The sequence below is a fragment of the Brevibacterium picturae genome, from assembly GCF_030453725.1.
GTDB classification, from domain to species: Bacteria; Actinomycetota; Actinomycetes; order Actinomycetales; family Brevibacteriaceae; genus Brevibacterium; species Brevibacterium sandarakinum_A.
Map to the genome: position 1 here is coordinate 1 of NZ_JAKDJU010000294.1, position 2,413 is coordinate 2,413.

The following is a 2,413-nucleotide window of genomic DNA, read 5'->3' on the forward strand; positions in this document are numbered from 1 at the left end:
TGTCCGTTCCGGCACTGCTGGATGAATTCGAATCGGTTCCTCCCCCTGTGCTCGCGTCGCCGGTGGCAGTCGAGGAGTTGGCATCGGTGCCCTGGTCAGACCCTGTCTGATCAGCCGTCGAAGATGTGGTGGAGCTTCCTTCGCTCGCCGAGGTGGACTGTCCTTGGCTCGTCGTCGAGCCGTCGTTTCCGCTTCCCGGATTCGGGTTCTGATCGGGCTGTGTCCCCGGCCGATCTGCACCGGAACCGGGGTTTGCGCCGCCATCCTGTGCCGTGTCGGCTTCCTCACCGGTCCCGGAACTTCCGGACACGGATCGTGAGATCTGTGAGGTTCCGGGTGAGATGTCGGCATCGGTCAATGATTCGGCCATGACCACGGCACCCAGTCCGATTCCGAATGTCGCCACCCCGATGGCCACCGGGTAGAGCACTCGTTTGCGGCGCAGCCTCTGCCACCAGGTCTTCTTCACTTCACTGTCGGTTCTCGTGCGATCAGCCGCCTGGCCAGGCGCCGAACTACTGCTCAGGTGGCCGAAGGTTCCAACTCCCTGAATCTCACCGCCTGCGGTGGATCGCTGCGTTGTGGCGCCGAGTGACTTCGCTTTGACGGCCGGGCCGAGTTTCGTGCCGACTTCCCTGATCTTCTCTTTGCCCTTGTCGAGGCTGCTCGTATAAAGAGTCACTGCGAGGCCGGTGATGATGCTGGCGACCCCTGCACCGACGACCGTCCCGGCGACACCCAGTTGTCCGCCGATGACCGATGAGGTGGCTGCAGCCGCGGCGCCGGCGAGGAGCTGAGTCGCGGAGACCCTGTTCTCGCTCTTCTTCTCGGCCTTGCCATTCTTCTCCCCACGCTCACCGGGTTCGCCATCGACTGGCATAGCTGCGGACACCGCGGTTGGCTGGTTGTGGTTCGCGGTGCCCTCCGCCTCCACCTCTGGTTCCGGCACGGTGTCGCGTGGTTCCGGCACGTTGTCACGACGGATGGGATTGGGCGGCATCACTGGCGTGGTCACATGTGCGGCTGCGAGTTCTTCGGTGATCAGTGGAAGAGTCTGCGATGGATACGTCACCGCCTCGAACTCACCGTTTCGAGGTGGTGCTGCCTCGTGCTCCGATGCTGTTCGTCCGTGTCCCGACTGTGTGCGATTCTGCTCGTTCGCCACATGTGTCTCGTTCTGATTCGACGCCAAAGTTCCTCCAGTGACCGCTGCCTGGAATCAGTATCTGACGCGGAGGTGCGGGTATCCTGACCCGCACCCGCCCAGCCTGGGACAAAGCTGTGAGTCACACCCTTCACTAGCGAACCTGACCTGCGATGATGACCTGTCGTGTGACGCAGCGAACACTCTGTTGACACCATCTTTTCAGGAACGAAATCCGGGCCCGCTCGAGGATTCGGCATGACCTCACCGGCACCGCAGGGAGCGACTCAGGACAGGCATCACCAGGCAGGCTTCACTCAGTGCAGAATGGCTGCATCGAAATGGTCCGGAAGCACTTCTGCTTCGTCGAGTCGAAGCAGCTGGAAGCGAGAATGGCCGGGGATGGAGTTCAGGTTCACCGCGAACAGCCCGCGACCGGTGAACCCTGTCGACATCTCCAGCGCTTCCCGCTCGGATACGGCTCCGGCTGCATCATCGACGTCGACCATGAGGTTGAGAGCAAAGCACGGGTCTTCCAACCCGACGAGAGAGACCTTCTGCTCTCCACGGAATCTCGCTGGCACTGCCGGCGTCACCGACTGAACCTGTCCATCAATCTCAAGGACAACCTCGGCGCCGATGGGAAGAAATGTGCGGGCCAAGCCCGGCAATGGGGAGAACTCGGCGGGGCGGTCCAGGCGCGCGATGCTCAGGCGCCACCGCAGACGGCCCGGGGTCAGGGCCCGGGAATCGGTGAGCGAGACGAGCTCGGTCGTCTCCCCCGCACCATTGGCCCATGGAACCGGTTCGAGGTCGTCGAATGAGGTGATCACGCGCATGTGATCACTCTAGTGCCGCGTCTGCACCGGCCAGGCGACCGGCGCTGGTCAACTGGCCAAGTGGCCGGCGTTGGTCAGAACCTCAGTTCAGCACGAGGCAGAACGGGTGACCTGCCGGGTCGAGGAAGACGCGGAAGGTCTCACCCGGCTGTTCTGCCGCCTTTCCTGCACCGAGTTCGACCACGGCCGCCTCGGCGACATCGAGATCATCGACGACGACGTCGAGGTGCATCTGCTGCGGGTGAGCCTGGCTCGGCCAGCTTGGTGCATGATAATCCTCGACCTGTTGGAAGCAGATCGGCGGCCAGGAATCGGATGTGATCTCTGCCCAGGTGCCGTCGTCATCGACCCTGACCTGCCAGTCGAGGAGTTGACCGTAGAACTCCGCGAGTTCGCGTGCGTCAGGGGCGTCGAGAACGACGACGGGCTG

Annotated in this window: 3 protein-coding genes; all 3 read right to left on the reverse strand. The window is 63.0% G+C overall.

Translation table 11 applies throughout. The features are described from left to right. On the reverse strand, positions 1-1,165 hold a 1,165-nt coding region (locus tag L0G76_RS15740; RefSeq protein WP_304358074.1), incomplete at its 3' end, for a hypothetical protein. A gap of 296 nt (positions 1,166-1,461) precedes the next feature. Beyond that, positions 1,462-1,983, reverse strand: coding sequence for a HutD family protein (locus tag L0G76_RS15745; RefSeq protein WP_304358075.1), 522 nt, complete (start codon positions 1,981-1,983; stop codon positions 1,462-1,464). Positions 1,984-2,065: 82 nt separating this feature from the next. Further along, on the reverse strand, positions 2,066-2,413 hold a 348-nt coding region (locus tag L0G76_RS15750), incomplete at its 5' end, for a VOC family protein (protein WP_304358076.1).